General features: G+C 60.1%; 23 protein-coding genes and 1 riboswitch. Of the genes, 18 read left to right on the forward strand and 5 right to left on the reverse strand.

Going from position 1 to position 25,691, the window contains the following annotated elements:
• The first annotated feature begins 25 nt into the window (after positions 1-25).
• The 12 genes from flgB to mgtE all read left to right on the forward strand — a co-directional run bounded on the left by flgB (position 26) and on the right by mgtE (position 12,693).
• Entirely contained in the window at positions 26-424 is a 399-nt protein-coding gene (gene flgB, locus IU367_RS07340; RefSeq protein ID WP_042870562.1) for a flagellar basal body rod protein FlgB, read from the forward strand.
• Positions 424-843 (forward strand): flagellar basal body rod protein FlgC, encoded by a 420-nt coding sequence (gene flgC / locus IU367_RS07345; protein WP_042870559.1) that lies wholly within the window; start codon positions 424-426, stop codon positions 841-843. Before flgB ends, flgC begins: the two co-directional genes overlap by 1 nt.
• 15 nt (positions 844-858) lie before the next feature.
• Positions 859-1,590: a flagellar hook assembly protein FlgD gene (locus IU367_RS07350; RefSeq protein ID WP_274453861.1), complete on the forward strand. Its 732-nt coding sequence runs from the start codon at positions 859-861 to the stop codon at positions 1,588-1,590.
• Between the two features lie 10 nt (positions 1,591-1,600).
• The gene (flgE, locus tag IU367_RS07355; RefSeq protein ID WP_274453862.1) at positions 1,601-2,962 is read left to right on the forward strand and encodes a flagellar hook protein FlgE; all 1,362 of its coding nucleotides are present in this window, start codon (positions 1,601-1,603) and stop codon (positions 2,960-2,962) included.
• A 145-nt stretch (positions 2,963-3,107) separates the two neighbouring features.
• Positions 3,108-3,854: a flagellar basal-body rod protein FlgF gene (flgF, locus tag IU367_RS07360; protein ID WP_042870552.1), complete on the forward strand. Its 747-nt coding sequence runs from the start codon at positions 3,108-3,110 to the stop codon at positions 3,852-3,854.
• A gap of 14 nt (positions 3,855-3,868) precedes the next feature.
• Positions 3,869-4,657 (forward strand): flagellar basal-body rod protein FlgG, encoded by a 789-nt coding sequence (flgG, locus tag IU367_RS07365; protein WP_043137532.1) that lies wholly within the window; start codon positions 3,869-3,871, stop codon positions 4,655-4,657.
• 60 nt (positions 4,658-4,717) lie between these two features.
• Entirely contained in the window at positions 4,718-5,389 is a 672-nt protein-coding gene (gene flgH / locus IU367_RS07370; RefSeq protein WP_103471198.1) for a flagellar basal body L-ring protein FlgH, read from the forward strand.
• Between the two features lie 8 nt (positions 5,390-5,397).
• Positions 5,398-6,495: a flagellar basal body P-ring protein FlgI gene (locus tag IU367_RS07375; RefSeq protein ID WP_043137528.1), complete on the forward strand. Its 1,098-nt coding sequence runs from the start codon at positions 5,398-5,400 to the stop codon at positions 6,493-6,495.
• A gap of 43 nt (positions 6,496-6,538) precedes the next feature.
• A complete protein-coding gene (gene flgJ / locus IU367_RS07380; RefSeq protein WP_241326273.1) occupies positions 6,539-7,615 on the forward strand; it encodes a flagellar assembly peptidoglycan hydrolase FlgJ in 1,077 nt (358 codons plus the stop codon).
• Between the two features lie 3 nt (positions 7,616-7,618).
• Positions 7,619-9,622, forward strand: coding sequence for a FlgK family flagellar hook-associated protein (locus IU367_RS07385; protein WP_043137524.1), 2,004 nt, complete (start codon positions 7,619-7,621; stop codon positions 9,620-9,622).
• 4 nt (positions 9,623-9,626) lie between these two features.
• Entirely contained in the window at positions 9,627-10,835 is a 1,209-nt protein-coding gene (flgL, locus tag IU367_RS07390) for a flagellar hook-associated protein FlgL (RefSeq protein ID WP_241326271.1), read from the forward strand.
• 222 nt (positions 10,836-11,057) lie between these two features.
• Positions 11,058-11,227: riboswitch (M-box (ykoK) riboswitch) on the forward strand.
• Between the two features lie 122 nt (positions 11,228-11,349).
• Positions 11,350-12,693 (forward strand): magnesium transporter, encoded by a 1,344-nt coding sequence (gene mgtE / locus IU367_RS07395; protein ID WP_043556657.1) that lies wholly within the window; start codon positions 11,350-11,352, stop codon positions 12,691-12,693.
• Between the two features lie 83 nt (positions 12,694-12,776).
• Here mgtE and ppx read toward each other — a convergent pair whose 3' ends face one another.
• The 3 genes from ppx to IU367_RS07410 all read right to left on the reverse strand — a co-directional run bounded on the left by ppx (position 12,777) and on the right by IU367_RS07410 (position 16,914).
• The gene (gene ppx, locus IU367_RS07400; RefSeq protein WP_098983502.1) at positions 12,777-14,267 is read right to left on the reverse strand and encodes an exopolyphosphatase; all 1,491 of its coding nucleotides are present in this window, start codon (positions 14,265-14,267) and stop codon (positions 12,777-12,779) included.
• Positions 14,257-16,326, reverse strand: coding sequence for a polyphosphate kinase 1 (ppk1, locus tag IU367_RS07405; protein WP_043137514.1), 2,070 nt, complete (start codon positions 16,324-16,326; stop codon positions 14,257-14,259). Before ppk1 ends, ppx begins: the two co-directional genes overlap by 11 nt.
• A gap of 75 nt (positions 16,327-16,401) precedes the next feature.
• The gene (locus tag IU367_RS07410; RefSeq protein ID WP_043137512.1) at positions 16,402-16,914 is read right to left on the reverse strand and encodes a glycine cleavage system transcriptional repressor; all 513 of its coding nucleotides are present in this window, start codon (positions 16,912-16,914) and stop codon (positions 16,402-16,404) included.
• A gap of 192 nt (positions 16,915-17,106) precedes the next feature.
• On the opposite strand from IU367_RS07410, the gene IU367_RS07415 reads away from it, so the two are divergent.
• The 5 genes from IU367_RS07415 to IU367_RS07435 all read left to right on the forward strand — a co-directional run bounded on the left by IU367_RS07415 (position 17,107) and on the right by IU367_RS07435 (position 23,093).
• Positions 17,107-17,982, forward strand: a complete 876-nt coding sequence (locus IU367_RS07415; RefSeq protein WP_043556654.1) for a DUF2726 domain-containing protein — start codon at positions 17,107-17,109, stop codon at positions 17,980-17,982.
• A 268-nt stretch (positions 17,983-18,250) separates the two neighbouring features.
• Positions 18,251-19,672, forward strand: coding sequence for a sigma-54 dependent transcriptional regulator (locus tag IU367_RS07420; protein WP_043137501.1), 1,422 nt, complete (start codon positions 18,251-18,253; stop codon positions 19,670-19,672).
• 106 nt (positions 19,673-19,778) lie between these two features.
• Positions 19,779-20,813, forward strand: coding sequence for a sensor histidine kinase (locus IU367_RS07425; RefSeq protein WP_043137499.1), 1,035 nt, complete (start codon positions 19,779-19,781; stop codon positions 20,811-20,813).
• The gene (locus IU367_RS07430; protein ID WP_274453863.1) at positions 20,810-22,153 is read left to right on the forward strand and encodes a sigma-54-dependent transcriptional regulator; all 1,344 of its coding nucleotides are present in this window, start codon (positions 20,810-20,812) and stop codon (positions 22,151-22,153) included. Before IU367_RS07425 ends, IU367_RS07430 begins: the two co-directional genes overlap by 4 nt.
• 178 nt (positions 22,154-22,331) lie before the next feature.
• Complete coding sequence (locus IU367_RS07435) at positions 22,332-23,093, forward strand: Nif3-like dinuclear metal center hexameric protein (RefSeq protein WP_277606856.1); 762 nt, start codon at positions 22,332-22,334, stop codon at positions 23,091-23,093.
• A gap of 89 nt (positions 23,094-23,182) precedes the next feature.
• On the opposite strand, the gene purN is transcribed toward IU367_RS07435, so the two are convergent.
• Both purN and purM read right to left on the reverse strand, forming a co-directional pair.
• Complete coding sequence (gene purN, locus IU367_RS07440) at positions 23,183-23,821, reverse strand: phosphoribosylglycinamide formyltransferase (RefSeq protein ID WP_241279914.1); 639 nt, start codon at positions 23,819-23,821, stop codon at positions 23,183-23,185.
• A 5-nt stretch (positions 23,822-23,826) separates the two neighbouring features.
• On the reverse strand, positions 23,827-24,864 hold the full coding sequence (purM, locus tag IU367_RS07445) for a phosphoribosylformylglycinamidine cyclo-ligase (RefSeq protein ID WP_274453865.1): 1,038 nt from the start codon (positions 24,862-24,864) through the stop codon (positions 23,827-23,829).
• A gap of 175 nt (positions 24,865-25,039) precedes the next feature.
• Here purM and upp point away from each other — a divergent pair, with 175 nt between their 5' ends.
• Positions 25,040-25,666, forward strand: coding sequence for a uracil phosphoribosyltransferase (upp, locus tag IU367_RS07450; protein WP_043137488.1), 627 nt, complete (start codon positions 25,040-25,042; stop codon positions 25,664-25,666).
• The last annotated feature ends 25 nt before the right edge of the window (positions 25,667-25,691 follow it).

Below are 25,691 nucleotides of genomic sequence, written 5' to 3' on the forward strand. Positions count from 1 at the left end.
TAATTTATCAAGCAGGAGGTGTGCTATGGCAATTTCATTCGACAAGGCATTTGGTATTCATCAATACGCGCTGAGCGTTCGCTCCAAGCGTGCAGAGGTGTTGTCCAGCAACATTGCCAACGCGGATACCCCGGGTTTCAAAGCCAGGGATATCAACTTCTCACAGGCACTGGAAGAGGCCCAGCATCAGCAGGGGTTCGGTCTGGCGACGACCAGTGAGAAGCACTTTGCCTTGCAGTCGGATGCCCCTGGCCTGACGCAGTACCGCAATCCTCTGCAGCCCGACACCGGTGATGGCAACACGGTAGACGTGCAGCAGGAGCGCAGCGAGTTCTTGCGCAACAGCCTTGAGTACCAGACCTCCCTCGAATTTATGAATAGCAAGATCAGTGGCCTGCTGAAGGCGCTGAAAGGAGAACAGTAATGAGTTTGTTCAAGGTCTTTGACATTGCAGGCTCGGCCATGAGTGCACAGTCTGTTCGACTCAACACGGTGGCCAGCAACATGGCCAACGCCGACAGCGTCAGTTCCAGTGTGGAAAATACTTACCATGCCAGGCGGCCAATCTTTGCCGCTCAGCTGGATCAGGCCATGTCAGACAAGCAGGCATCCGTCGGGGTCGAGGTGAAGGGGATTGTCGAGAGCGAGGCCCCCTTGCTCAAGGAGTACAACCCGGGCCACCCCATGGCTGACAAGGATGGCTTTATTTTCAAGCCCAACGTCAACATGGTGGAAGAGATGGCAGACATGATCAATGCCTCACGCAGTTATCAGACCAATGTGCAGGTTGCCGATTCTGCCAAGAAGATGCTGCAGCAGACGCTTCAGCTTGGCAAGTCCTGATAGGGGTAAGCACAGATGGCAGATACAAGTAGTGTGAACGGCATCAGCCGTACCACATCCCAGACCACTGGCACGACGACGACGCCCAAGAAAGAGCTGGATCAGGCGTCGTTTCTGAAGCTGCTGACTATGCAGCTCTCTTATCAGGATCCGTTCAAGCCGGTAGACAACGCCCAGATGTTGTCCCAGATGACATCGATGTCGACCTCGGAAGGGATCACGAGTCTGTCGACCCAGATGGGCAATCTGAATACCTTGATGACCTCCAGCCAGGCATTGCAGGCTTCCGCTCTGGTGGGGCAGAACGTACTGATCCCCTCCAATACCGGCTATCTGGAAAAAGATGGCAAGATCTCCGGGGTGGCTGCCGTCGGCGACAAGACAATGTCGAACGTGAAAATCACGGTGGAAGATGAAAAAGGGCAGGTTGTCAAGACCTTCTCCCTTGAGGGAGAACATCAGGGTAACGTGGCCTTCAGCTGGGATGGGACCGACAAGGACGGCAAGCCCGTCAAAGAGGGCAAGTACCAGATTAAAGCGACCGGCACAGTAGCCGGCAAATCAGAGAGTATTTCAGCCTTGACCTATGGGCGAGTAGAAAGCGTCACCCTGGGTAATGGCACCTCTCCCACCCTGGTTAAATTGAAAGGACTCGGGGCCATTTCTCTGGGGGATATCCTGGAGATTGCCGGTACCAATTCCAACCAGACCACACCACCAACGACCAAGCCTACAGCATCGATCTAAGGAGCTGGATATGTCATTTAACAATGCCTTGAGCGGTGTCAACGCGGCACAAAAAGATCTGAATGTTACTGCCAACAACATTGCCAACGTCAACTCGATCGGCTTCAAGGAGTCGCGAGCCGAATTTGCCGATGTGTATGCGAACTCGATCTTCGTCAATGCCAAGACGCAAGTCGGTAATGGTGTGGCCACGGGGGCTGTTGCGCAGCAATTCCATCAGGGGGCGCTGCAGTTCACCAACAACTCGCTGGACCTTGCCATTCAGGGCAACGGTTTCTTCGTGACCTCGGACGGCCTGACCAATCTGGATCGCACCTATACCCGGGCCGGGGCCTTCAAGCTCAATGAAAACAGTTACATGGTCAACAACCAGGGCCATTACCTGCAGGGGTATGAAGTCAACGTGGATGGCACGCCGAAGGCGGTGAGCATCAACGCCACCAAGCCTATCCAGATCCCCGACAAGGCCGGTGTGCCGACCAAGACCAGCACAATTGAAGCAAGCTTCAACTTTCCGTCAGATGCCAAGCCCCTTGCGGCCGGGAATGCGGCTGCTGATGCCTCTATCTTCGATCCGAAAAATGACAAGAGTTATTCTGCGTCGACCTCGGTCACCATCTATGACTCGTTGGGCTCACCCCATGTCATTACTCAATATTTCGTCAAGGAGGCTGACCCGGCGAACGTGACCCAGCCTGCGAGCCCGACCGCCTGGCGCATGTACATGTACGAGGGTAACAAACCAATTGATGTGGCCGGTGGTGTCGCTACTACGATGTCAGGGAGTGTTACTGCAGTCCCTCCACTGGCTGCACGCGTCACCTTCGATGCCGATGGCAAGATGATCACGCCGACTACACCTGCCACCATCAAGACCATAGCACTGGGGACACCGGGGGCCGGCCTCATCACCAATGGCGCCGACGGTACCCAGCAGGTGGAGCTCAAGCTCACCAATGTGACCCAGTTCTCCTCCCCGTTTGAGGTGTACAAGCTGACCCAGGATGGTTCCACAGTTGGCCGTCTGACCAAGGTTGAGATAACTCCAGATGGCATCGTCTCCGCCACCTACAGCAACGCCACAACCCTGAAAGTGGCCATGGTCGCCATGGCCAAGTTCGCCAACTCGCAAGGGTTGACCCAAGTGGGGGATACCTCCTGGCGCCAGTCCTTGCTCTCCGGTGATGCCCTGCCGGGTACTCCCAACTCGGGTACTTTCGGTACCATCAAGTCCTCCTCGCTGGAGCAATCCAACGTGGACCTGACCTCCCAGCTGGTGAACCTGATCACGGCGCAGCGTAACTTCCAGGCCAACTCCCGTTCGCTGGAAGTGAACAGCTCGCTGCAGCAGACCATACTGCAGATCCGTTAAGTCATAACATGATGACAAGGGCGCCTCGGCGCCCTTTTTCTCGGCATTTCCCACCTATTTTATCTCCCCCCTTGTATTCCTGAGCCGGTATTGGCACTCAAATTGCAGTTCTCTCTCCAGAGTCATCAGTTTGACGGAGGATCCCATGGATCACCTGCTTTACATCGCCATGTCCGGGGCCAAGGAGAACATGAACAGCCTGGCTGTGCGTGGCAACAACCTGGCCAACGCCAACACCATAGGCTTCAAGTCTGACTTCGAGCAGGCGCGCAGCATGCAGGCGTTCGGCGAAGGGCTGCCATCCCGGGTGTTCGCCATGACGGAGCGGCCGGGTCAGAACCTGCAGCATGGCATGCTGATGACCACGGGTCGGGATCTTGACGTGGCCGTTGACGGTCAGGGCTGGATCGCGGTGCAGGATCCCAAGGGGGGCGAAGCCTATACCCGCATGGGCAACCTGCAGCTGAGCGCGACCGGCAACCTGCAGACCTCTACCGGCCTCAATGTCGTGGACGACGGCGGCCAACCCATAGTGCTGCCGTTGCCGATGGAAAAGATCGAGATCAATCGGGATGGCACCATCAGTGGTCGTCCCGAAGGCGCCGCGGCCAACCTGCCCGAGGATTTTCAGCGTATCAAACTGGTAAAGCCTGCCGCCGATGCGGTGGAGAAGGGGCAGGACGGTTTGTTTCGTCGCAAGGATGGCCAGACCGAGGCCGCCTCGGCCAATGTCGGCCTCATCGCCGGCTCGCTCGAGGGCAGCAACGTCAACGTGGTCGATGAGATGACCAACCTTATCCGGTTGCAACGTCAGTTCGAAACTCAGGTCAAAATAATGAAGACCGCGGAAGAGAACGACGAAGCCCAAACCCAGCTGCTGCGTATCAGCTAATCAAGGAGTTTTAAATGAACCCTGCACTCTGGATCAGCAAGACCGGCTTGGATGCACAGCAGACCAACATCGCGGTCACCTCGAACAACCTGGCGAACGCCAGCACCGTGGGTTTCAAAAAATCACGGGCCATCTTCGAGGATCTGCTTTACCAAAATATCAACCAGCCCGGTGGCCGCTCGTCGGCGGATACCGAGCTCCCGTCCGGCTTGATGCTGGGTGCCGGTGCCAAGGTCGTTGCCACCCAGAAGAACCACAGCCAGGGCAACGTGCAGACCACGGACAACTCGCTGGATCTGATGATCAGCGGCCGCGGCTACTTCGAAATCCAGTTGCCCGATGGCAGCGCCGCCTATACCCGCAACGGTCAGTTCACCCTCAATGATGAAGGGACCATAGTCACCCCGGGCAACGGCTATCCACTGCAACCGGAAATCCAGATCCCCGAAAACGCCCAGAGTGTGACGGTGGGAGAGGATGGTCAGGTATCCGTACAGCTCAAGGGGGACGGGGCATCCCAGGTGGTGGGCCAGATCAACACCTCTGACTTCGTCAATGCCTCCGGCCTGCAACCCATGGGTGAAAACATGTTTGTCGAGACCCAGTCCAGTGGAGCCCCCATTCAGGGAACTGCCGGTGCGGACGGGCTCGGCGTCATCAAGCAGGGCATGCTGGAAACGTCCAACGTCAACGTGACCGAAGAGCTGGTCAACCTGATCCAGGCCCAGCGGGTCTACGAGATGAACTCCAAGGTTCTCTCGGCGGTGGACGGCATGATGTCCTTCCTGATCCAGCGTACCTAAGTGGGTGATGGACACCATGACCTCATTTTTGATCTCGCGCACATCGGTAGGAGGCGCATGATGAAAACCATATGGATGCTGGGGCTGTTGGTGCTGGGGGGCTGTAGCAGCACCCCCAACACGGCCAAGCCAGATGACCCCGAATTCTCCCCTGTGTACGGGGAATCTGAGCCTGTCTCCGTCAGACCGACCGGGGCCATTTTTCAACCGGATCAGGTCAACGGCATCTATTCGGACATCAAGGCGCACAAGGTGGGCGACATCATCACCATAGAGCTGGCTGAGTCGACTTCTGCCTCCAAGAAAGCCAATACCCAGAGCGGCAAGGACAACAAGCTGAGCCTGGATCAGGTCTCCCTGGGCGGTGTGCCGGTCACGGCAGGTCCTTATGATCTGTCGGCGTCGCTGGGCCAGAACAGCGCCTTCAAGGGGCAGGCCAAGGCGGATCAGAGCAACAGCCTGCAGGGCAATATCTCGGTCAGCGTGGCCAAGGTGCTGCCCAACGGCAACCTGATAGTGCGTGGCGAGAAGTGGATCATGCTCAACAATGGCAACGAATATATCCGGATCACCGGCATGATCCGCCCCGAAGATGTGACGTCCGAGAACAGCGTGTCGTCACAGCGGGTCGCCAATGCCCGCATCCATTACGGCGGTACCGGCGATCTGGCCAACAGTCAGGAGCAGGGGTGGCTTACCAGCTTTTTCAATGGCCCCTGGTGGCCGCTCTAGGAGATGTTATGAAGTCACTCCGTCTTGTGACCCTGCTCTGCTGCCTGATGCCCTTGGGAGTGGCCCACGCCTCCCGTATCAAGGACATCAGCTCGGTGGAAGGGGTACGTAACAACCAGCTGATCGGCTACGGTCTGGTCGTCGGTTTGCCCGGTACCGGCGAGAAGAACAACGCCTTCACCGAGCAGACCTTTCGTACCATGCTCAACAACTTCGGCATCAAGGTGCCGGACAACATCAAGCCCAAGATCAAGGACGTGGCGCCTGTGGCCATCCATGCCGATCTTCCCCCCTTCTCCAAGCCGGGCCAGACCATAGACGTGACGGTATCGGCCATCGGCGAGTCCAAGAGCTTGCGCGGCGGTACTCTGCTGCAAAGTTTCCTGAAAGGGCTGGACGGGCGTGTCTATGCGGTGGCGCAGGGCAGCCTGGTGGTAGGCGGTCTGGGCGCAGAGGGGGCCGATGGCTCCAAGGTGGTGGTCAATACGCCGACCGTGGGCCGCATCGCCAACGGCGCGACCGTGGAGCGGGAGGTGCCGAACTCCTTCAGCCAGGGCGATACCATCACCTTCAACCTCAATCGACCCGATTTCACCACGGCCCGCCGGCTGGCGGACGTGGTCAACGATCTGGTGGGCCCCAACACGGCGCAGGCGCTCGATGCGACCTCGGTCAAGGTCTATGCGCCACGGGATCCGGGGCAGCGGGTCTCCTACCTCGCCACCATCGAAAATCTGGAAGTCGACCCGGCCAGCGAGGCCGCCAAGATCATAGTCAACTCCCGTACCGGCACCATAGTCATCGGCAGTCAGGTGCGGCTCAAACCGGCGGCCATCAGCCACGGCGGGCTGACGGTGACCATAGCCGAGAATCAGCAGGTGTCCCAGCCCAACCCGCTCTCGGGCGGTCAGACGGCGGTCACCAACAACTCCACCATCAACGTGCAGCAGGAGCAGGGGCGCATGTTCAAACTTGATACCGGCGCGACCCTGGATGATCTGGTGCGGGCGGTGAATCAGGTCGGGGTGGCACCCGGCGATCTGATGGCGATCCTGGAGGCGTTGCAACAGGCGGGCGCCATCGAAGGTCAGCTGGTCATATTGTAACAAGCGGCAAGGGGTTGCCACGGGCGGCAATGAGGTAAGCAAAATGGCAGAGTTCGACACCAACAGCGGCGTGAATATGGGCATGGTGCAGGATATCCAGAATCTGGATCGCCTGCGCCAGCTGAGCCAGAGCAAAGAGGGCAAGGCCGATGCGCTCATGGCCGCCTCTCGCCAGTTCGAGTCCATCTTCACCCAGACCCTGTTTCAGGGCATGCGTCAGGCCAACCAGGCACTGACCCAGGACAACCCCATGAACAGCAGCTACACCCAGTTCTACGAGGGCATGCTGGATGAACAGCGGGTCGCCGACATGACCAGCAAGGGAGGCATGGGGCTGGCCGAGATGGTGGCCAAGCAGCTCTCACCCGAGACCTTCACTCGTCACGATGGGCGTGTGCTCAAGATGCCGCAACGCACCGAACGGGTCTACAAACCCTACCACCCACCCACCTCTGCCCCTAACGATCTCATCTCCGCCTCAAAAGTTGGCAAAGATTTTGCTGACAAAGAGATGAGTGCCGATGCCCAGCCACTGGCCGTGCCGCATCGCCCCCGTCGCACGGTTCCCCCCATGGGGTCCGCGCAGGGTGTGCAGGCTGCACAGGGAACCAAGGCGCTGGACAAGACGGCGCAAGTGTTTGAAACCCCGGAAGAGTTCGTCAATCGTCTGATGCCGCTTGCCAAGAAGGCGGCGGACAAGCTGGGGTTGAGCCCGGCGGTGCTGGTGGCCCAGGCGGCGCTGGAAAGCGGCTGGGGCAAGCGGGTGATCAAGGACGGGGAAGGGCAGGTGACTCACAACCTGTTCGGCATCAAGGCCGATCCGCGTTGGGAAGGTCCCAAGGCGGTGGTCAGCACCCTGGAATATGAGCAAGGGGTGGCCTCGCGCCAGAAGGCATCGTTTCGCTCTTACGAGTCGTTCGAGGAGAGCTTCAACGACTATGTCGATTTCCTGACCTCGGGCTCCCGTTACAAGGGTGCCCTGGCCAAGGTGGACAACCCGGATCGTTACTTCGAAGCCCTGCAACAGGCCGGATATGCCACGGATCCCCAGTACGCCAGGAAACTGAAACAAGTATTGCGCAGTGATGCCATTGCCCAGTACACCGAAATGGAGCTGTAAGTCATGGCAAGCGATCTGCTTGGAATTGGTACCTCGGGTGTGATGGCCCAGCAGCGACTGCTGCAGACCACCAGTAACAACATAGTGAACGTCAATAGCCAGGGCTATGTGCGTGAACGTACCCTGATCTATACCAATTCCGTCGGTCTGGGCACGGGCGACATGCTGACCGAGCGGGTCATCAATGCCTATGCCCAGGGCGAAGTGCGGCGCGACACCTCCGCCTATTTTGCCTCGGCCACCCACTACGAGCAGCTCTCCAATACCGATACCCTGCTGGGGGATACCAGCAACAGCGTCGGTGCCGCCATTACCTCCTATTTCAAGGCGTTTCACACCGCCAACGAAGCGCCGGCCGACATTGCCGGCCGCAAGACCACCCTGAGCGAGCTCAGCGGCATGGTCAACCGCTTTCATACCCTGTCGGCCCAGCTGGACAAGCAGACCGACACCATCAACACCACCATAGGTGACGAGACCAAGCGGGTGAACGGCCTCATCAACAGCATCAATGATCTGAATCAGGCCATCATCCGAACCCAGGGCTCGCCGGAAGAGAACCTGATGCTGTTCGATCAGCGGGATGAAGCCATCCGCCAGCTCTCCGAGAAGATGGAGATCCGCACTGTGCCCCAGGCCAATGGCAGCATGCTGGTCAACATGAGCACGGGTCACTCCCTGGTACTCAATGGCGGGGTGGCCCAGTTCAGCGTCGTGCCGGGTAATCCTGATTCCCGCGAGTCCGAGCTGCAGCTGATTGCAGGGACCAACAAGACCAGTATTAACGAAAGCACCATGGGTGGCGGTGTGGGGGGCTTGTTCTCCGCCCGCCGCGATCTGGAGCCGGCCAAGCGCGAACTGGGGCAGTTGGCCGCGGCCATGGCCGATGCCATGAACCAGCAGAACCGGCTGGGCATGGATCTGGATAACGAGCTGGGGGGGGATCTCTTTTCCCTCGGCGTCAGCGATGGCCTGCCTTATGACCAGAACACAGGTACGGGTGCCGCCAAGGTCAATTTCGTGCCCGGCAAGGGCAGTGAAGTGACCACCTTCGATTACGAGGTACAGTTCAGCAGCGCCACGGGTTACGAGGTGTTTTCGCTGGACAAGGATGGCAATCGTACCTCGCTGGCGACGGGCACCACGCCCCCGGCCAAGTTCCAGCTCCCGGGCCATGGTATCGAGATTGACCTGTCCGGCACGCCGGCGGCAGGGGATCGCATCCTGCTGCAGCCGACCAAGCGGGCGGCCGCCGGCTTGGGTCAGCTTGCCACCCGCCCCGAGGATCTGGCGCTGGCATCGCCCCTCAAAGCGGACAAGAGCAAGAACAACTTCGGCTCTGCCGAGATCAAGCTCAACGGCATCTTCAACACCAGCACGGGCTCGGGGTTTGGTACCAATACCCTGGATCCGACGGCTCCCCAGGTGGTGAAGGTCGACAACAGCGGCAACTACGAAGTCTATGCGGCGGATGGCACCACTCTGATAGGAGTGGCACCGGCCTCGAGCAAGGGCCAGAACCTGATGTCGGCCATCGTGAATCCCTTCCCGGCCGGGGCCAATGTCTACGCCAATCCGCAGCAGACACCCGGCTACGAGTTCAGTATCACCGGGACCGTGGAGCCCAAAGACAGCTTCACCCTGAGCTACAATCAGGATGGTTTCGCCGATAACGCCAATGGCTTGGCACTGGCCGAGCTGCAGAACAAGGATCTGGTGCGCAAGAGCACCAATACGGGCACCAGCAACGACAAGATGACCTTCAACGAGGCCTATTCCGGCCTGGTGACAGGGGTGGGCAACAACACCAGCCAGGCCAAGACGCTGCTCAAGGCCAACGAGGCCAAGTTGACCCAGAGCACCAGTATTTTCGAGAGCGTCTCCGGGGTGAGTCTCGAGGAAGAGGCGGCCAACCTGATCCGCTACCAGCAGTCTTATGCGGCATCGGCCCAGGTGGTCAGCACGGCCAAGACCATCTTCGACACCCTGTTGTCATCCGTGAGGTAAGTTCATGCGTATCACCACCAACATGGTCTATAACCGGAATATATCTTCCCTGAACAACGCCAATGAAAGACTGAGCACGGCTTATGAACAGCTGCAGAGTGGCGATAAATTCAAGACGTCGGGAGAAGACCCCTCCGGCATGAGCCAGAAGATGGCGCTGACCAAGGAGATAGACCTGTTCAAGCAGTATGGCGTCAATGGCAGCCTGCTTGAGAACAGCTTGGGCCATGAAGAGACAGTGCTGACCGCCCTCAATACCGCGATGACCAGCGCCCAGACCCTGATCCAGAAGGCGAACGACTCGGCGGTGGGGTTCGATGATCGCAAGGCGATCGCCAGCGAGCTGGAAGGCTTGCAAAAGCAGATGTTCGATCTGATGAACAGCAAGAACTCCCAGGGCGAATTCATTTTTGGTGGCAACCAGAGCAAGACCCAGCCCTTCGTCAAGGATGCCAGCGGCAATTACCTCTTCCAGGGGGATACAGGCCAGCGCAATATCCAGGTCTCTCCGACGGTGCAAATCGCGGCCAATGACTCCGGCTTCAATCTGTTTGAAATCGTGCCGACCCGCAGGACCAGCAGTGCGGGCAGCGCCAATATTCAGGTCGGAGTGGCCGATCAGGGCAACTTCGACAGCTTTTATCGCAACAACTATGACCCTGCCCTGGCCAGCAACCAATATACGGTGACCACGGCAGCGGGCGCACCGGATACCTATGAGGTACGGGATGGCGGCGGCACCCTGCTGCAAAGCGGTGACTATGTGGCAGGCAACAAGATCCCCTTCAATGGTCTGGAGCTGACCCTGGATCTGCCCGCAGGGGGCGCCGCGCAAAACTTTGTGCTGGATCCACCCCAGAACAACAACATTCTGGATGGCATGTCCGACTTCATTACGGCGCTGCGGGATCCCAACATCACCCCGGACACCTTTCAGGTGAAGGTGGCGGATGCCACCTCCCACATGAAAAATGCCCGGCTGAATGTCGATCAGGGGCTGGGTGAGATTGGCGGCAGAATGAACAGCCTGGAGCAGGTACTGGGCTCGAACGAGGGGCTGAGTACCCTCAATCAGCAGGCCAGGGCCAAGGTTTCCGAGGCGGACTTGTATGAAGTCATTGCCGCCTTGTCCAAAGAGGATGCGGCCTTGAGCGCCTCCCAGCTCTCCTTCAGCAAAATAAGCAAACTGACCCTGTTTGACTATATTCGCTGATATTTTCCACCCCTGTTCAGCGCATTTCGGGACGCGATGAACAGGGGGGCCATCCGTATCTGGTTTGCCCCGCCCTGATATATCCTCGTTTAAATCCTCTTTTTCTCCAATTGTAACAAGCTGTTGCAGTGGGCCATTTAGCCCTCCCTGTCGGGTTGACTCACACAGCGCATTCGATAATCATTCAGCCCGCACAACAGAGGGTTGTGCTGATTTTTTGTTGCAGCATCTCGTTAGGCGAGGCTCCTGTATAAACAAAGGCCACTGATCTCACGACGTCGAGAGACGCCCAAGCTCAGGACAGTTTTCATCGGATTAAGGTGTAAACCCAAGTGGCTTCCGGCATGCCGGATACGTTATACAGTGCTAAAGCTGGTACGTGGGGATGATGACACGCCGGACGGCGTCATTTCCTGCCTATTACTCGTCAATCAAATTGCTGTTTTCTTTCAGACAGCGACCGGATATCCGATCGCGCTCAGGCTTAGCCTGAAATCACATGAGGTCATTTGTGATGAAGAAAACACAGACTCTACTCAATCGTCATCAACTGCTCGATCTGGCCGCCCTGCAGGGCTGGCTGGAGAATAATCTGGATCCGGTTCAGCGTGCCGATCAACTGCTGACCCTGCGTCCGGAAGAGCTCAACTGCATCTTCGATACCCTGCCCATTGCCGAAGGTGCGGCGCTGCTCAGCTCGTTGTCGGCCGATTGTGCCGGACGTCTGCTGATGCGGCTGCACGCCAGCATAGTCGGCCTGTTGCAAGGGGCCATGCCCCGTCGCGACATGCTGGCCATACTGCGCCGGCTCGGTAGCAGCGATCGCACCATGCTGCTCTCCCGCTTCCCGGAGCCGGTGCAGTCCACCTTCTACTCCCTGCTCGACTGGCCGACCGAATCGGTCGGTGCCAACATGCGCCATGAATTTTTGGCCATCGGCGATCAGGAGACGGTGGGCAGTGCCAAGCAGCTGATCCACGATGCCTGGGACAACGCCCAGTTGTTCCAGCACCTCTATGTGGTCAACACCGAGAATCGCCTGCTCGGCAGCATAGCGCTCAAATCCTTGCTGATAGCGGATCCTCTGCTGCCGGTCAGCGAGCTGATGGACAGGGATACGGTGCGCATCAATGCCCGGGCGGATCAGGAGCTGGCGGCACGCCTGCTGATCGACCGCGACATCTCGACCTTGCCGGTGGAGGAGCAGGGCAAGCTGGTGGGTATCTTCCATGTGGATGATGCCGCCGACATCCTGGAGCTCGAATCCACCGAGGATGCCGAGATGCAGGGCGGTTCCTCGCCGCTCGATACTCCCTATCTGCAGGCGACCCCCTGGCAGTTGTGGCGCAAGCGGATCGGCTGGCTGTTGATCCTGTTCGTGGCCGAAGCCTATACGGGAACTGTGCTGCGGGCGTTCGAGGAGCAGTTGGAAGCCGCCATCGCGCTGGCCTTCTTCATCCCGTTGCTCATAGGTACCGGCGGTAACAGTGGTACCCAGATCACCACCACCATAGTGCGCGCCATGGCGGTTGGTGAAGTGAGCATGCGCAACCTGGGGACTGTCTTGAAGAAGGAGCTCTCCACCGGTCTGCTCATCTCGGCGGCGATTGCAGTGGCAGCCTGGATCCGGGCCTGGAGCCTGGGCGTCGGTCCCGAGATCGGCATGGTTGTGACCTTTACCATCATCGCCATCGTGCTGTGGAGCGCCACTGTGGCATCCATTATTCCCATGGTGCTGCGTCGCTTCCGGATTGACCCGGCCGTGGTGTCTGCCCCCTTCATCGCCACCCTGGTGGACGGTACCGGCCTCATCATCTACTTCGAGATGGCCAAGTTGTTGCTGCCCGAGTTGCAGTAACCCGCACCTGACGCGGATGAGTCAAACAGCAAAAAGGCAGCCTGGGCTGCCTTTTTGCTTGTCTGCCTGCCGAACAGGCGGGATCAGCTGAGCTGAAACAGCAGTGGCCAGCCCTGCTCCTGACAATAACGGTGCTCTTTCTCCAGGTTCTGGATCAGCAGGCGGTTCTCGTCGCACCAATCGATCGGTAGGGTGACCACCAGCTGATCTTCGGCGGCCTGTACCTTCCACTCCGGCAACAGGTTGTCCTGGCGCCTGTGGTGCGCCGCCACGGCGAGGCGCAGGATGCGAATGCAACGCAGCACAGTCTGCTCGTCGTGGTTGGGCAGGGGAGGGAGTTCGGAGAGCTTGAGCCCCTTGCGCTGAAACCGCACCAGGGCCGCCAGCAGGGCCTGATCGTCCTGGTTGAAGCCGGGCAGATCCGTGTTCTGCAAGATGTAAGCGGAGTGGCGATGGATACCGCTGTAGTTGATGGCCAGACCAATCTCGTGCAGTCGCGCCGCCCAGCCGAGGATGGCGCGGTAGGGCTCCTCCGGCATCTCCCAGGGACCGCTCAGCGCATCGAACAGGGTCAACACGCTCTGCTCGACCCGGTTGGCCTGACGCTTGTCGATGCGATAGTGGGTGGAGAGCGCCAGTGCGGTACGCTCGCGAATGTCATGGTGCTGCAAGCGCTCCTCGAATTCGTACAGCAGCCCTTCGCGCAGGGCGCCGTCCGAATACTCCATCCGATCGATCGGCAGGGAGGTAAAGAGCCCGAGCAGTATGGCCACTGCGGCGGCAAACACCTCTTGGCGTTCCTCGGTCAGGCCGGCAAGCTTCAACTGATCGACCCGCTTGTGGTCGAGCATCTCCCGCTTGAGCCGCTCCAGCCCCGCCAGCGTGATGGCGCCATCGGTCCAGCCTTCCCCTTGCAGCACGTCGCGCACGGTGCGGATCGAGCCGGAGCTGCCGAGGCAACTCTGCCAACCCAGCTTGCGATACTGGTTGATGATGGGGGCGAGCTGATGCTGGGCCTCCAGTACGGCATTGTTGAAGGCCTTCTCGCTCAGCTTGCCGTTGGCAAAGAAGCTCTGGGTGAAACTGACACAGCCCATCTTGCGGCTGGTGAGTGCCTTGTGATCGAACCCCTCACCTATGATGAGCTCTGTGCTGCCACCGCCTATGTCCACCACCAGCACCTGGCCTTCGATATGCTGGGTATGGGCAACCCCCTGATAGATGAGGCGCGCCTCTTCCTGACCACTGATGATCTCGATGGGATGGTTCAGCACCTTGGTCGCCTCGCTCACGAATTCGCGGGCGTTGCTGGCGCGGCGCAGGGTATAGGTGCCGGCAATGCGGATCTGATCCGGCTTGATGTTGGTCAGTCGTTCGGCAAACAGGGCGAGGCACTCGAGCCCCCGGCCCATGGCTTCCACCGACATGCGGCGCTGTGCATCCATTCCCTCTGCCAGCCGGACTCGTTCTTTTATCCGATCGACGATCTGCAGACGTCCCTCGTTGAGGCGGGCGATCACCATGTGAAAACTGTTCGAGCCAAGATCCACGGCGGCGTACAGGCTATTGTCCATTGTTTGACTCTATGCGTTTGAGGTAGTCGTAAATCGCGACCTGAGAACGGATCTTGCGGCGGTTGCCCCGTTTCACATACGCGTTTTGCTGGTCTGCATCTATGACCCTTGCCTTGCAGGTGTCGCTGAGCTGCAGCTGCAAGATATCCAGGATGCGCTGCTTGAGGCGCTCGTCGTAGATGGGGGTCCCCACCTCGATCCGGCCATCTATGTTGCGGCTCATCCAGTCGGCGCTGGAGATATAGAGCTGGGGGTTGCCCTTGTTGTGGAACACCATGACCCGCGGGTGCTCGAGGAAGCGGTCTATGATGCTGATCACCTGGATGTTGTCGCTCAGACCCGGCACTCCGGGGCGCAGGGCACACATGCCGCGGATGATCATCTGGATCGGCACCCCGGCCTGGCCGGCGGCATAGAGCCGGTTGATGAGGTCCCTGTCCACCAGGTTGTTGATCTTGAGGGTGATGCCGCTGGGCTGGCCCGCCTTGGCGTTGGAGAGCTCGTTGTCGATGAGTCGATAGAGCTGACGGCGGCTGTTGATGGGGGAGACCAGCAGGTGGTTGAACTTGTAACGTTTATAGGGGTACTCGATGTATTCGAATACCCCCTCCACCTCGGCTGTGATGTCCGGGTGTCGGGTCAGCAGGGAGAAGTCGGTGTAGATCTTCGCCGTCTTCTCGTTGAAGTTGCCGGTGCCGATATGGGCGTAGCGCACCGCCTCGCCATGTTCGTGGCGAGTGATGAGGCAGAGCTTGGAGTGGATCTTGAGGCTCGGCACCCCGAACACCACCTTGACCCCGGCGTCGGTGAGAATGTTGGCCCAGTCGATGTTGGCCGCCTCGTCGAAACGGGCGCGCAACTCCACCACTACAGTCACCTTCTTGCCGTTGTTGGCGGCATCGATGAGGGAGTGGATGATGCGCGACTTCTTGGCGACCCGGTAGATGTTGATGCGAATGGCGCTGACCGCCGGATCGAACGCCGCCTGGCGCACCAGCTCGGTGAAGTGGTGGAACTTGTGGTACGGGTAGTAGAGCAGTATGTCCTGCTTGGCGATGGCATCGAAGGCGTTGACGAAGCCGTCAAAGTCGCGGCAATCGAGGGCCGGCAGCTTGGGGTTTTCCAGATAATCCCGGCCCACGTTGGGGAAGCCGATGAAATCCTTGAAGTTGTGATAGCGCCCACCCGGCATGATGGCGTCGTAGGAGCTGATCTGCAGCTTGAGCTTCAGGAAGCTTATCATGGCGGCGGGCATCTCCCGCTCGTAGACGAAGCGCACCGGCATGGCGGTGAGGCGCTGCTTCAAGCCGTCACTCATCTTGTCCACCAGGCTGAGATCCAGCTGGTCGGAGAGATCATATTCGGCATCCCGGGTCAGCTTGACCGCGTAGGCGGCTATCTCGTCATAGTCGAAGAAGCCCTTGAAGATCTCGTCGAGACAGAAGCGGATGACGTTGTCCAGAATGATGATCTGCTTCTTGCGGCGAGTGCCTTCCGGCGGCAGCTGGAAGAAGCGGGGCAGATCGTCGGTCGGCACTTCCACCAGGGCGTACTGGATCACCTGGCCATTCTTCTTCATCTCTATGGCCAGATAGGTGTACTCGTCCTTGAGGAACTTGACCGGGTTGACCTCCTTGTTGAGCAGGATAGGGATGATGTGACGCAGCACCTTCTCCCTGAAAAAGACCCGCAGCCACTGCTGGATCGACTCGGAGATCTGGCTCTCGTTGACCAGGAAGATGTTGTGGCGGGCTAGCGCTATCAACAGCTCCTTGTAGGTGTTGTCGAACGCTTCGCCGAGCGCCATCACCTTCTGCTGGATGGCGCGCAGCAGCACCTTGGCCTCGTCGTCACCGCCGTGCACCTCGTTGATCAGGATGCGGCGCTTAACGTCCGACACCCGCACCTTGAAGAACTCATCCTGGTTGGAGGAGAAGATCCCCAGGAAACGGACTCGCTCTATGAGGGGCACCGTCTTGTCCATTGCCTCTTGCAACACCCGTTCATTGAATGAGAGCCAGCTCAGCTCTTTCTCTTCATACTGCTTGTCGGTGCTCATGTGATGCCTCTGTGGTCGGGTCGCGTCTGCGCGGCAGTAATGGCGTGAAAATATGACAGTGTGATGACCATCCGCTCAGTCGGCGAACGCCTGGTCTATGTCGACCACCAGATCGTCGGAGAGAGACTCCAGCGCTGTGATCAGATCGTCGAGTTCGAGCTGGGGCGGCAGGGCCACCAGGGCATGGGCGTAGAAGAGCGGGGCGCCGGAGTGGGGGGCCGGCTCGCAACCCGTGGTGAGGTCGGACACGTTGATGTTGAGCTGGCGCAATATGCTGGCCACTTCGTGGACTATGCCGGCCCTGTCGTTGCCGGTGACGCTGAGCATCACCTGACGCTCCGGCTCCTGGCCGGGCTGGCCTTCGGCAAAGCTGACGGTGAGGCCGGGCAGCATCACCAGCGCCTCGCACAGGCTGCGGTAGTGCTCGTCGGGTACTGTCACGTGCAGGATGCCGGCAAATTGTCCCGCCAGCTCGCTCATGGAACTGCCCAGCCAGTTGCCCTGCTGCTGAGTGATGACATCCGCCAGACTCTCGACTATGCCGGGTTTGTCTGTGCCTATCACTGTCACGACCAATTGCTTTTGCATCCTGCTCTCCTTGGAATTGGGTTTCTGTAGCATTGTGCCTGCTGTGACAGGCCATATGAAGCCCCGCCCGGCGTAAATAGGGTGAAAAAGCGCAGAAGGGAGGGGGAGGGCCATGTTTCAGCGCTGCCTGCCACTGGGCCCCTGTGGTAGAGTGATGCCCCTCTTTTGTTTTGTGAACTGGATAGTGCGCTCATGAATACCCTTGTCGTATCGGGATTGGTGTTGTTGGTGCTGCTCTTGCTGGCGGTCTTCTGGACCCGAGGCAAGAAAGGCAAGCCGTTGCCCTATGATGTGCAGGAGACCCTGTTCAGTCCGGCCGAGCGCTCCTTCCTCGGCGTGCTGGATCTCGCGGTCGGTGACAAGGCCCGGGTGTTTGCCAAGGTGCGGGTGGCCGATGTGCTCACCCCTGAGGCAGGCATGGGCAAGAGCAAGTGGCAGCAGGCGTTCAACAAGATCAGCGCCAAGCACCTGGATTACCTGCTCTGCCACCCGGCCGATCTCTCCTTTATCTGCGCTATCGAACTCGATGACAGTTCCCACCGCCAGCAGAAGCGCAGAGCCAGGGACAGCTTCCTCAAGGCTGCCTTCGACAGCGCCGGCTTGCCGCTGCTGCAGATCCCGGCCAGCAGCCACTATCAGGTGGAAGAGCTGCGGGATCTGATCCTGCCGCTGCTGATCAAGACGACCGCGCCGCTGGCCGACGATCTGATGCCGGGCGAGCGTCGCGAGCCGACCTTCAGCCCCCTGTTGCTCGATGGCGTCGACACGGAAGAAACCCGCCATGGCGGCCGCTCGCCTTCCAGTTCCTCGACCATGTCGACCGTCACGACCCCGGTCAGGAGTGCCCTGGTCTCTGCCACAGACAGCGAACTGGTGGACAACCTGTTTGCCGAGGTGGACGACGAAGAGGACGATCACCCTCACCAGGCGCCTCATTGCCCTCGCTGCGATGCCCCGCTGGTCGAGCGGGAGGCCAAAAAAGGGCCTCATGCCGGCCGCCTGTTCATGGCCTGCAGCCGCTTCCCCGAGTGCCGCTACGCCGCGCCTCACACGAACGCCCGTCACTGACCCCCTGTCGCCGTTCCCGGCCTCGTCATGGGGCCGGGAATGAGTGGCCGCTCGTCCCGTCTCTTGCGCTTGTCTGCGCCTCTCATCAAAAAAAGAGGCGACAAAATTTATCTTATTCCGCAGTTGCGTCGATAAACTTAGGTTAAATGCGACAATTTTTGACAATGCGTCGGAATTTTGGCACTTTGTGCCTCCTGCATAAAGTGCGTGGCTAGACCACATAAGCACAATAAAACAATAAGTTACGTCGATTATAAGAGGGATGTATATGATGGCGATGGGAGTATTGATTGTTGATGCCGATGCGCAGCGGCGCCAACAGTTGGGCACTGTGCTCTCGTTCATGGGGATCCCGTGGCAGGAGATAGTCGAGAACGAGCTGGATGTGGCCATCGAGTCGTCCGGTCCGCTGCAAGGGGTGCTGGCGGGAACCTTGACCGGCCGCTCGCTGGATGAGCTGCTGACCAGCTTTCCCCGGGTACCCTTCCTGTCTCTGGTAGAGGCGGATTTCCCCAACAGCAACTTCATCGGCGTCGCCGAAGCTCCCTTCACCTACGAATCCCTCACTCGCCATCTGCACTTCTGTCAGGCGTTTGTCTCCCTGCATCCCCGTCAACAGACTCACGACAAGGGCCAGGCTTTGCTGCGTCTGCTGGTGGGCAAGGGGCGGGGTATCCAGGAGGTGCGCCGTCTCATCAGCCAGGTGGCGGAGACAGAGGCCAACGTGCTGATCCTGGGGGAATCCGGGACCGGCAAGGAGGTGGTGGCCCGCGCCATTCACGAGCTCTCTCCCCGCAGCGGGGGTCCCTTCGTGCCCATCAACTGCGGCGCCATCCCGGCCGAATTGCTGGAGAGCGAGCTGTTTGGCCACGAGAAGGGCGCCTTCACCGGCGCCATCGCCGCCCGCCGGGGCCGCTTCGAGCTGGCCCAGGGTGGCACCCTGTTCCTCGACGAGATCGGTGACATGCCCTTGCCGATGCAGGTCAAGTTGTTGCGGGTGTTGCAGGAGCGGCTGTTCGATCGGGTGGGGGGGGGCAAGCCGATCCAGGCGGACGTGCGCATCATAGCGGCTACTCACAGAGATCTGGAGGCCATGATCCGCACCCAGGGCTTTCGTGAAGATCTCTACTACCGCCTCAACGTTTTCCCGATTGAGACGCCGCCGCTGCGGGATCGCATCGACGACATTCCCCTGCTGCTGCAGGAGCTGCTCAACCGCCATGCCGAGCAGCATCAGGGCATCATTCGCCTGACCCAGCGGGCCCTCGAGTCCCTGATGCAGTACCCCTGGCCCGGCAATGTGCGCGAGCTCTCCAACCTGCTGGAGCGACTGCTCATCCTCTACCCGCAACAGATAGTCGACGTGGCCGACCTGCCGAGCCGCTATCGCCTGCTGCCGTGCGAGCCGAGGGATGAACGGCTGACCGAGATGGACGAGCGCGACGCGCTGGCCGCCGTGTTCCAGGATCCTCCCGAGCTGGAGCACAGTGCCAGCCACTCCCGTGCCATGCAGCTGCCGGAGGAGGGGGTCAATCTCAAGGAGATGCTGGCCGACCTCGAGGTGGAGCTGATCCGCCAGGCCCTGGAGTCCCAGGACGGGGTGGTGGCCCGCGCCGCCGACTTGCTCGGCATGCGTCGTACCACCCTGGTGGAGAAGATGAAAAAATACGGGATGAGCAAGGAAGTATAAGGGTCAAAGCCTTGACGCCTTTGTTCAAGGCTTTGATTTTTAGTGATAATTTTAGTGGCATGGAAATTGAATAACCTGACCCAATAGCCAGTTTGAGGTCAGCTTTATGACAGCCCAGCAGCAAGACAATCCACTCCAGTCTCACGAGGTGAGCCAGCTCTACGCCATCTTCCAGGCGCTGCCGACCGGTGTATTGCTGCTCGATGGCGAGGGTCGCATCACCCGTGCCAACCCCGCCGCCCTGGCGCTGCTGGGGGAGCCGCTGGAAGGCCAGGCCTGGCGCCAGATCATCGCTCGCTGTTTCCAGCCCCGTGAGGATGATGGTCACGAGATCTCCCTGCGTGACGGCCGTCGGGTGCAGCTGTCGACCCAGCCGCTGCCGGATCAACCCGGCCAGCTGGTGTTCATCACGGATCTCACCGAAACCCGCAAACTGCAGGACAGAGTCAACCACATGAAGCGGCTGTCTGCCCTGGGCAACATGGCCGCCTCGCTGGCACACCAGATCCGCACACCGCTCTCCGCCGCCATGCTCTATGCGGCCAACCTGGCCAATCGCACCCTCAAGCCGGAATCCCGCAGCCAGTTCCAGCAAAAGTTGATGGATCGGCTCAAGGATCTGGAGAAACAGATCAACGACATACTGCTGTTCGCCCGCAACGGTGACAACCAGGTGGTGACGCCCATTTCGGTCCAGGGATTGCTGGCGGAGGTGCAGGCCGGTGCCGAGGCATTTTGCAACCAGCAGGGCTGTGAGCTGCACATGGAGGCTCCCGAGCCGGATCTCTGCCTGCTCGCCAACAGCAATGCGCTGGCGGGGGCCATCAACAACCTGATTGCCAACGCCCAGCAGGCGGGGGCCACCTCGCTGCTGGTGAGTGCGGTGCGCAGCGGCGCCCGGGTGGAGATGCGGATCCTCGACAATGGCAAGGGGATGCCCGCCCACCTGCTCAACCAGATTTTCGAACCCTTCTTCACCACCCGCTCCCAGGGCACAGGACTGGGTCTGGCTGTGGTGCAATCCGTAGTACGTGCCCATCAGGGGGAGGTCAGCGTGGCCTCAGTGCCCGCTGAAGGCACCTGCTTTACCCTGTCGTTCCCCTTGCATCAGCAAGCGGTGCAGCTTGGAGGTGTCGCATGACTCAGGCCCGTATTCTGGTCGTGGAAGATGACAATGGCCTGCGCGAGGCGCTGGTAGATACCCTGTTGCTCGGCGGCTACGAGTGCCGAGAAGCGGACAGCGGCGAGCGCGCCCTGCTGGCGTTGTCGCGCCAGAGCTTTGACATGGTGATCTCGGATATACAGATGGGGGGCATGGATGGCCTGACTCTGCTGGCCAACATTCGCCAGCAATATCCCCAGGTGCCTGTGCTCTTGATGACCGCCTACGCCAACATAGACGGGGCCGTGCGCGCCATGCGCGAAGGGGCCATCGACTACCTCGCCAAGCCGTTTTCGCCCGAGGTGCTGCTCAACCAGGTCAGCCGTTATGTGCCGGCCCAGAAGGTGGAGAAGCGCGCCGTGGTATACGGGGATCCCAAGACCGCCGAGCTGTTCCAGCTGGCGACCCGGGTGGCCCGAAGCGAGGCCACCGTCATGGTGACAGGCCCGAGCGGGACGGGGAAAGAGGTGCTGGCCCGCTACATTCACGACAACTCCAGCCGCGCCGAGCAGACCTTCGTCGCCATCAACTGCGCCGCCATCCCGGAAAACATGCTGGAGGCGACCCTGTTTGGCTACGAGAAGGGGGCCTTCACCGGCGCCGTGCAGGGGTGCCCAGGCAAGTTCGAACAGGCTCAGGGCGGCACCTTGCTGCTCGACGAGATCACCGAGATGGATCTGGGGCTGCAGGCCAAGCTGCTGCGGGTCTTGCAGGAGAAAGAGGTGGAGCGGCTCGGCAGCCGCAAGCTGATCCCGCTGGATGTGCGGGTCATCGCCACCAGCAACCGGGATCTCAAGAAGGCGGTGCAGGACGGCCTGTTCCGCGAGGATCTCTACTACCGTCTCAATGTCTTCCCGCTGCGCTGGACCTCGCTCTGGGAGCGGCCCGGCGACATATTGCCGCTGGCTGAACACCTGCTGGCGCTGCATGCCAGCCAGCAGGGGTTGCCGACGCCGCAGCTGACAGACGCAGCGCGCGAACGTCTGCTGGCCCACCCTTGGCCGGGCAACGTGCGGGAGCTGGACAACGTGGTGCAGCGTGCCCTGATCCTGAGCCCGGATGGGCTCATCGGCTGCGAGCACCTCATCCTGGAAGAGGTGGACGAGGAGGAGATCCGCTTCACCGGCAGCGAGCGCAGCAGTGGCAGCGAGCATCTGGGCAGCGAGCTCAAGCAGCAGGAGCACCAGATCATCCTCGATACCCTGCAAGACTGCAACGGCAGCCGCAAGGCGGTGGCCGACCGGCTCGGCATCAGCCCGCGCACCCTGCGCTACAAGCTGGCCCAGATGCGGGAGGCGGGGATAGATCTGCCCGCCTGAGTGCGGGGCGGACATCGTCTGGGGCCTGGCGGCTTTATCCGCGCGGCTGGCGTGCCCTGCCAGGGAACTGTCGTGGTCTTGGCGGCCTGGCTCGATTATCATGGGGGCCTCGGCGCTTTGTGCCTGGACCCTGTTTTTATTGGTGGAGCAGGGAATCTGGCCTCAACAAGGGACCCTTATGATCTCTCATCGGAAACTCGAAACCCTACTCAACCATCTGCTCGAACCCCACGCCATCAAAGACTATTGCCCCAATGGCCTGCAGGTGGAGGGGCGCGAGCGCATTCGCAAGGTGGTGACCGGGGTCACCGCCAGCCAGGCTCTGATCGATGCGGCCGTGGCCGCCGATGCGGATGCAATCCTGGTGCACCACGGCTACTTCTGGAGCGGCGAACCGGCCCAGATCACCGGCATGAAGCAGCGCCGTCTCAAGACCCTGCTGACCCACGACATCAACCTGTTTGCCTATCATCTGCCACTGGATGTGCATCCCGAGGTGGGCAACAACGCCCAGCTCGCCAGGCTGCTGGACATCAAGGTACGCCGCGGCCTGGAGCCCTGGAACAGCAAGAGTGTCGCCATGGTGGGCAAGCTGGAAGAACCCATGAGCGGCAGCGACTTTGCGAAGCTCATCGCCGAGCGGCTCGGTCGTGAGCCGCTGCATTGCGGTGACAGCGGCCCCGAGCTTATCCGCTCCGTGGCCTGGTGCACCGGCGGTGGCCAGAGTTATATCAATCTGGCGGCGGAGCAGGGGATCGATGCCTTCATCTCGGGCGAAGCCTCCGAGCAGACCATCCACACAGCCCGCGAGATGGGCATGCACTTCTACGCCGCCGGCCACCACGCCACCGAGCGTTACGGCATCAAGGCGCTGGGGGAGTGGCTGGCGACCGTGCACGGGCTGGAGGTCACCTTTATAGACATCGATAATCCGGTTTAAGTCATGCGCCGGCCGATGGCTGCTGTACTGCAAAAGACAAAAAAGGGAGGCCACAGGCCTCCCTTTTCACATTTCGGTGTTTCCGCTACTCACTCGCTGGCATAACCCGCCGGGCCAAGTGCGGCACCGTCCAGCAGGACGGCATCACCTTGCATTCTCAGCCTTCCCTCGCAGAACCACTGCACCACCAGCGGGTAGATGCTGTGTTCCTGCACTTGCACCCGGGCAGCCACCTCGTCCGCGTCATCCCCTTCGAAGATGGGGACGCGGGCCTGCAGGATCACCGGGCCGCCATCCAGCTCTTCGGTGACGAAGTGGACGCTGGCACCGTGCTCGCTGTCACCGGCGTCGATGGCGCGCTGGTGAGTGTGCAAGCCCTGGTATTTCGGCAGCAACGAGGGGTGGATGTTGATCATCCTCCCCGCGAAGTGGCGCACCAAGGGGGCGCTCAGGATCCGCATAAAGCCGGCCAATACCACCAGGTCCGGCTTATAGTCCGCCATCAACGCCTGCAGGGCGAGGTCGTAGTCATCCCGGCTGGCAAACTGCTGCTGGGCCAGAATGGAGGTCGCCACACCGGCCTCTTTGGCGCGAATCAGACCATAGGCATCGGCCTTGTTGCTGATGACGCCGACCACCTCGCCGGCAATCTTGCCGCTGGCGCAACTGTCGAGAATGGCCTGCAGGTTGCTGCCGCTGCCGGAGATCAGCACCAGAATGCGTGTCATCGGGCTCATCGGATGATGACCTGCTCCTCGCCATCGGCAGCCTTGGCGATATGGCCGATGTGCCAGGCGTTCTCGCCTTCCGCCTTGAGCAGGGTCAGGGCCTTCTCCAGCTGATCCGCCGGCAGGGCTATGATCATGCCGACGCCGCAGTTGAAGGTACGGTACATCTCGTGGCGGGTGACGTTGCCGGCCTGCTGCAACCAGCTGAACACCGCCGGCCACTGCCAGCTCTGCTCGTCGATCACCGCCTGGGTGTTGGCGGGCAGCACGCGTGGGATGTTCTCCCAGAAGCCGCCGCCGGTGATGTGGGACAGGGCGTGGATCTCGCACTCCTTGATGAGCTTGAGCACGGGTTTCACATAGATGCGGGTCGGCTCCAGCAGGGCGTTGGCCAAAGTGGTGTCACCGAGTGGCTGATGCACGTCTGCCTTGGAGACTTCCAGGATCTTGCGCACCAGGGAGAAGCCGTTGGAGTGGGGGCCGCTGGCGGCCAGGGCGATCAGGGCATCGCCGTCACCGACCTTGCTGCCGTCGATGATCTCGCTCTTCTCCACCACGCCGACGCAGAAACCGGCGATGTCGTAGTCTTCCCCTTCATACATGCCCGGCATCTCGGCGGTTTCGCCGCCCACCAGGGCACAGCCGGACTGCTCGCAGCCCGCACCAATACCGGTGACCACGGCGGCGGCCGTGTCTACGTCCAGCTTGCCGGTGGCATAGTAGTCGAGGAAGAACAACGGCTCGGCGCCTTGCACTATCAGGTCATTGACGCACATGGCCACCAGGTCGATGCCGACGGTATCGTGCTTTTTCAGATCGATGGCGAGACGCAGCTTGGTGCCCACACCGTCGGTGCCGGAGACCAGTACCGGCTCCTTGTAGCCCGCAGGGATTTGACACAGGGCCCCAAAGCCGCCAAGACCACCAAGGACTTCAGGACGACGAGTGCGCTTTGACACGCCCTTGATACGTTCAACCAGTGCATTGCCGGCATCGATATCTACGCCAGCATCCTTGTAGCTCAGTGAGGTTTTGTCAGTCACGCGTATTCCCCGTCATATAAAGAAGTGGAGGGTAAAATTCGGGGCGTATTCTAACAGTGGCCGGGTAAAAGCAGAAAGGAAATCGTTTGCGCGTTTTTGCGTGGAAAAGCTCTACAAGCGTCGGCTTTTGTTGTATGATTCCGCGATTTTTTTGCGGCAGTTAGAGGAGATAATAATGAAAGTCGTTGAAGTCAAACACCCCCTGGTCAAACACAAGATCGGGCTGATGCGTGAAGGCGATATCAGCACCAAGCGTTTCCGTGAACTGGCCAAAGAAGTGGGCAGTTTGTTGACCTACGAAGCGACCTCTGACTTCGAAACCGAGAAGGTTACCATCGATGGCTGGAACGGGCCAGTGGAAGTTGACCAGATCAAGGGCAAGAAGGTCACGGTCGTGCCTATCCTGCGTGCCGGTCTGGGCATGATGGATGGCGTGCTGGAACACATGCCGAGCGCCCGCGTCAGCGTGGTCGGTATCTACCGCGATGAAGAGACCCTGCAACCGGTTCCCTACTTCGAGAAAATCGTCAGCAACATCGAAGAGCGTCTGGCACTGGTCATCGACCCCATGCTGGCCACCGGCGGCTCCATGATCGCCACCATAGACCTGCTGAAAAAGAAAGGCTGCCAGTCCATCAAGGTGCTGGTGCTGGTTGCTGCGCCGGAAGGGATCAAGGCGCTGGAAGCCGCTCACCCCGATGTAGAGCTCTACTGCGCCTCCGTCGACAAAGGTCTGAACGAAAAGGGCTACATAGTCCCGGGTCTGGGCGATGCCGGCGACAAGATCTTCGGTACCAAGTAAGTTGATGCATTGACCCGCTTCCCAC

It is taken from the genome of Aeromonas bestiarum, from assembly GCF_028751155.1.
In the GTDB taxonomy this organism is placed as follows: Bacteria; Pseudomonadota; Gammaproteobacteria; order Enterobacterales; family Aeromonadaceae; genus Aeromonas; species Aeromonas bestiarum.